Source organism: Mycobacterium sp., from assembly GCF_049802695.1.
Taxonomy (GTDB): Bacteria; Actinomycetota; Actinomycetes; order Mycobacteriales; family Mycobacteriaceae; genus Mycobacterium.
The window spans coordinates 1-6,231 of the sequence record NZ_JBARMY010000055.1; the positions used below are offsets into that span (position 1 = coordinate 1).

At 64.5% G+C, this 6,231-nt stretch carries 3 protein-coding genes; all 3 read left to right on the plus strand.

Annotation, left to right across the window (positions count from 1 at the left end; all coding sequences use genetic code 11):
• The coding region (locus tag WA317_RS02160; protein ID WP_425171474.1) for a beta-ketoacyl reductase at positions 1–733 on the plus strand (733 nt) is incomplete at its 5' end.
• Positions 730–5,382, plus strand: a complete 4,653-nt coding sequence (locus WA317_RS02165; RefSeq protein ID WP_425171475.1) for a beta-ketoacyl synthase N-terminal-like domain-containing protein — start codon at positions 730–732, stop codon at positions 5,380–5,382. The genes WA317_RS02160 and WA317_RS02165, both read left to right, overlap by 4 nt.
• Positions 5,379–6,231, plus strand: an 853-nt coding sequence (locus WA317_RS02170) for a polyketide synthase (protein ID WP_425171476.1), incomplete at its 3' end; no start/stop codon positions are given. The genes WA317_RS02165 and WA317_RS02170, both read left to right, overlap by 4 nt.

Genomic DNA, 6,231 nt, shown 5'->3' on the forward strand with positions numbered 1-6,231 from the left:
CCCCGGGCAGGGCGGCTACGCGGCGGCTAATGCGTATCTCGACTGCCTGGCGCGGGTGCGCCACCGGCATGGCTGCCACACCGTCAGTCTGGACTGGGTGGCCTGGCGGGGACTGGGGTTTGCCTCCGACGCCGCGATCGTGGAGCACGAGCTCGAACGGCTGGGTTCGCGGCCGGTCACTCCCGAAGAGGCGTTCGCCGCATGGGAGTACGTGGACTCCTACGACATCGCGCAAGCGGTGATGGCTCCCATAGCGTTCTCCGATCAATCGGCAACCGCTGCAGACCGCACGTCGACGCCCGTGCGGACATGGTCCCAGATGACCCCCGACCAGCTACGCAGTGAACTCGAGATTGGGCTGCGAGGAATTCTCGCGCGTGAACTTCGGCTGCCGGAAGCAGAAATCGAAGTGGATCGGCCGTTCGCGGAGCTGGGCCTCAACTCGGTGATGGCAATGTCGATTCGACGTGAGGCCGAGCAGCTGTCGGGTCTCGAGTTGTCGGCGACGATGCTCTGGAATCACCCGACGATCGCGTCGCTTACGACCTACCTTGCCGAAAAGCTGGCGCCCCAACAAGACTCGAGTGGTGACGCAGACGTCCTGCCCGACTCGACGGACAGCCTGCTAGACACGTTGTTCGACGAGGTTGAATCAAGCCCGCAAGCGTCGAAAGCGGCATCGCACGACGCGGTACGCCTGGAGGGCTTCGAAAGTTCGGAGGTTTCGGGATGACTGAGACTTTTTCTGATAGTGAGCTGCGTCACTGGCTGTTCGATTATCTGATCACGACCATCGGCTGTGATCCCGATGAGATTGACGCGGATGCGTCGTTGGCGGATCTCGGAGTGGGTTCTCGCGATGCAGTGGTATTGTCCGGCGAGCTGGTTGAGTTGCTGGGCCGGCCGGTGTCACCGGTGGATTTCTGGCAGCACCCTACGATAAACGCTCTGGTTCATCATCTCACCACGCCGGAGTTCGAAACCCCAGCTGACACTGCCGATTCAGCCGAGCGAAGCTGGCTCGATGAGCCAATCGCGGTCGTCGGCCTGGGCTGCCGCTTACCGGGTGACATACATGGCCCAGAATCGTTCTGGCAGTTTATTTGTGACGGTAGGTCGGCTATCGGAGAGGTTCCGCCGGATCGGTGGAGGCCGTTCGACAACGGCTCACCCGAGGTCGCCGCCGCGCTGGCAGAGACCACGCGCTGGGGTTCGTTCCTAACCGAGATCGACGCTTTCGACGCAGAATTTTTTGAGATCTCGCCGAGGGAAGCGGCCAAGATGGACCCGCAGCAGCGCCTGCTGCTGGAAGTGGCGTATGAGGCGTTGGAGCACGCCGGCATTCCCGCCCATTCGCTGCGGCAGACGCAGACGGGGGTTTTTGCCGGGGCATGCTTGAGCGAATACGGATATCTGGCGTCGACCGACCTGAGCCAAGTAGATGCATGGTCGGGTACCGGCGGTGCGCTGAGCATCATCGCTAATCGCCTCTCGTATTTCTTCGACTTGCGCGGGCCCTCGGTGACCGTCGATACGGCGTGTTCGTCGTCACTGGTGGCGGTGCATCTGGCCTGCCAGAGCCTGCGCACCGGTGATTCGAACCTCGCCATAGCGGCGGGGGTCAACCTGCTGCTGTCACCGGCTATTACCCGCAGCTTCGACAAGGCCGGTGCCACGTCGCCGACGGGTCAGTGTCACGCATTCGACGCCGGCGCCGACGGTTTCGTGCATGGTGAGGGTTGCGGGGTCGCGGTGCTCAAGCGACTCACTGACGCACTGCGTGACGGTGATCGAGTGCTTGCGGTGGTGCGTGGGTCAGCGGTCAACCAAGATGGCCGGTCCAACGGGTTGATGGCCCCCAATCCGGCAGCACAGATGGCGGTGTTGCGCGCCGCCTACGCCAATGCCGGCGTCGAGCCACGCCATGTGGACTATGTCGAGGCCAACGGCACCGGCTCGTTGCTCGGCGATCCCATCGAAGCGCGCGCGCTGGGAACGGTGCTGGGCCGCGCACGGCCGCCGAGTGCTCCGCTGCTGATCGGCGCCGTCAAGTCGAATATCGGCCATTTGGACGCGGCGGCCGGGATGGCGGGTTTCATCAAGGCGGTGCTGGCGGTGCAGCGGGGACATATTCCGTCCAACCTGCACTTCCAGACTCCTAATCCGCATATTCCGTTTGCGGATCTGCGGCTGAAAGTGGTTGCCCAACCCACCGACTGGCCCGCGACGGAGCGGGCGCGGCGGGCGGGGGTGTCGGCGTTCGGTTTCGGTGGCACCAATGCGCATGTGGTGCTCGAAGAGGCGCCGGTTCTCAAAGCTGTTGCCTACCAACCGGAGCTGGTGACGACGTTGGTGCTCTCGGGCAAGACTGACGAGCGCATCGCCTCGACGGCGGGGATGTTGGCCGAGTGGATGACCAGCGCGGGCGCAGAGGTGGCTTTGGCCGAGGTGGCCCATACGTTGAATCATCATCGTAGCCGGCAGGCGAAGTTTGCCACCGTGGCCGCGTGTGATCGTCAGCAGGCGGTGGCGGGGTTGCGCGCGCTGGCCGGGAGTTATCCGGCGCCGGGGGTGGTTGGGCCGCACCACGGGGCATGTCGGGCGGGCACGGTGTTCGTCTATTCCGATCAGGGCTCGCAGTGGGCGGGCATGGGTCGGCAGCTGTTGGCCGATGAGCCCGCGTTTGCCGCGGCGGTCGACGATCTGGAGCCGACTTTTGTTGAGCAGGCCGGTTTTTCTTTGCGGCAAGTGCTGGCCACCGGTGAAGCGCTGGTGGGGATTGATCGCATCCAGCCGGTGCTGATGGGGATGCAGTTGGCGTTGACGGCGTTGTGGGGCTCGCATGGTGTGCAACCGGATGCGGTGATCGGCCATTCGATGGGCGAGGTTTCCGCTGCGGTGGTGGCCGGGGCGCTGAGCCCGGCGGACGGCTTGCGCGTGATCGTCACCCGGTCCCGGGTGCTGTCACGGTTGTCCGGGCAAGGCGCGATCGGGCTGCTGGAAGTGAATGATCCAGTGCTTCCGGAGTTGCGCACCGCGCTTGCCGACTTGGCGCCGAAGCCGCCGAGCATCCCGGTGATTACCACGACCACCGACGACCACACCGGCGCGGCGCCGGTCTTCGATGCTGACTACTGGGCGGCAAACTTGCGCAACCCGGTGCGGTTCAACCAGGCTGTGACCGCGGCGGGCGCCGACTACGGCACCTTTGTAGAAGTCAGTCCACACCCGCTGCTCACCGGTGCCATCAGCGACACCCTAGGGCAGGTTCATCACCACAGCATCGGAACCTTGCAGCGCGACGCCCATGACACCCTCACGTTCCACACCAACCTCAACGCCACCCACACCGCCCAACCACCACAAACCCCGCACCCGCCCGAACCTCATCCACTCATTCCCAGTACCCCCTGGCATCACACCCACCACTGGATCACTTTGCCGGAAGCGTCAGAAACGATCCGCCGCAACGGAATTCCGGTGGACGTCGCTGCCGGGCGTCAAAACGCCGACGGTGTACCCGACGACTGGTTCTACGAGCTGACCTGGCCCATCCGTGAATCACTGGCGGCCGATGCCGCAGCCACCGGTTCATGGCTCGTGGTGGGGGACGCTCTTGAAACAGACCGCGTGGGCGACGAATTAGAACAAGTACTCGGCGCAGTTTCTCGGGTTGCGGTTATGTCGCCTTCGGTGCTGGAGGAGAGCGGCGACAACGCCGCACGCTTCAACGAGCACCTGGATGCTGAAGGCGCCGAGAACGTGCTTTACGCGCCGTTCGTACCGCGGGACCACCTTGACATCGCTTCAGCGTACCGCCTGTTCAACGAGCTCAGGCGGCTTGCCACAACGCTTGCCGAGGTGGGTTCAACCGCGACACGGCCGCCGAAGTTGTTCGTCGTCACCCGCAATGCCCAGCCGGTTGGCGAAGGTGACCGTTCCAACCCGGCACATGCGCTTCTTTGGGGTTTGGGCCGAACGCTCGCCTTGGAGCATCCCGAAATCTGGGGAAGCCTCATCGATGTCGACGACACTGCGCCACCCGAACTGATCGTGCGATATGTGCTGGCCGAATCGCAGGCCGCCGATGGCGAGACGCAAGTGGTGTACCACGCAGGGCTGCGTCGGGTGCCACGCCTTGAGCGGCGAATCCGGCCGACGGTAGCGGCGGACCCGTTGCAAGGTGATGGCAGCCACCTGGTTATCGACACGACCGGCGGCATGGAACCGTCTCTCATCCGCCAACTTTCGGACATGGGGGCTTCGACGATCGTCGCGGTCTCCCGGGACGCCGGCTCGCGACTCGGTGATCTGACTGCCACGCTGGCGTCGACCGGGGCGAAACTCATTGAAGTTGCTGCCGATGCGGCAGACGAGGCTGCAATGACGGGCCTATTCCAACGGTTCGGGGCCGACCTTCCCCGACTCGACGGGATCTACCTGGCTCCGCTGGCGGGCCGGCCAGTGCTGCTTGATGCCATGACCGACGATGAGGTGAACACCACGTTCCGCCCTGAGCTGGAAATGGTATCGGTATTGCACAAACTCTCGTTGAAGACACCCGTGCACAGGTTCGTGCTGTTTTCCTCAATCACCGGTGTTATCGGCTCAACTCGGCTCGCCCGCTACACCGCGACGAGTGCTTTTCTGGATGCGTTCGCCTATGCGCGTCGCGCCCTCGGGCTCCCGGCCACCGTCGTCGACTGGGGACTTCTGCAGAGCCCCGGGGACAAACAACCAGAGACTACCGATGCCGGACTGAAGCTCATGCCCGCCGAGGTGGCTATCCGGGCGTTGCCCGCGGTGCTCAGCCCGGACAGCGGAGTCCGGTGCGCCGTCGTCGCTGCGGATTGGGGTCAACTCACTGCAACTGATCGCCTGCGCGGGCCGCTGCGCGTGGTAGCCGATCTTCTGGTCGATGACAATCTCGACGAGACCGCTGGATACCACACAGGCGCTGCACCGGCGAGTTCTGGTGCTGACGAGCTACCAGCGAAGTGGGATTGGTCGCAGATACCCGCTGAGAACAAGCTCAGCACACTCGAGACCAGACTGCGCGACATTCTGGCCCGCGAGCTGGGAATGCCGGCGTCAGCAGTGGACATGGACCGGCCGTTCCCCGAGTTAGGGTTGGATTCAAGGGTGGCAATGACAGTGTTACGGGAAGCCAGGGAATTAGTGGGCTTCGAAATGTCGGCTTCGATGTTGTGGAATCACCCAACGATTTCACTGTTGGCGGCGGCCACAGTGGATCTGGTCGCACCGCAACCGGTTTCGCAGCAAGATGATGTCGATGCGACGCTCGAACCCGCGGGCAGCGTGTTGGACGACCTGTTCGACAGCGTGGAATCGGCCACGGCCGGCAGCGAAAGCGGCATCTGATGAAAACGACGTTCAGCCGGGTTTCGGCCATGACGGCCGCCCAGCGTGGGGCGCTGACCGAGCAATTCGACAAAGCTTCGCGGATCGCGGCAGCCGAGCCGGTGGCGGTGGTGGGCATCGGATGCCGGTTTCCCGGCGGCGGGGCGGGGCCGGAAGGGTATTGGGCGCTGCTGGCCAACGGCGGCGATGCGGTCAGCGAGGTTCCTGTGGATCGCTGGGATGCGGACGCGTTCTACGATCCGGACCCGTTCGCGCCGGGCCGGATGGCATCGAAGTGGGGTGCTTTCCTGCCCGACGTCGCCGGTTTCGATGCCGACTTCTTCGGCATCGCCCCGCGCGAGGCCGAGGCGATGGATCCCCAGCAGCGCGTGTTACTGGAAGTGGCCTGGGAAGCGCTGGAGCACGCCGGTATCGCGCCGGATGGCCTGAGCGGAACCCGTGCCGCGGTGATGATGGGCGTGTACTACAACGAGTACCAAACGACTTCGGCCGCAAACCCGGATAGCATCGACGCCTACTCCGCCACCGGCAACGCACACAGCGTCACCGTGGGACGGATCGCGTATCTGCTGGGGCTGCGCGGTCCGGCGGTCGCGGTGGACACGGCGTGTTCGTCGTCGCTGGTTTCGGTGCATCTGGCCTGCCAAAGCCTGCGGCTGCGGGAAAGTGACCTCGCCCTTGCGGGCGGGGTCAATCTCATCCTGCGGCCGGAAACTCAGCTCGCCCTGTCCAAGTGGGGAATGCTGTCTCCGCGAGGCCGGTGCCATGCCTTCGATGCGGGCGCGGACGGGTTCGTGCGGGGTGAGGGTGCCGGAGTTGTGGTGCTCAAGCGACTCACCGACGCGGTGC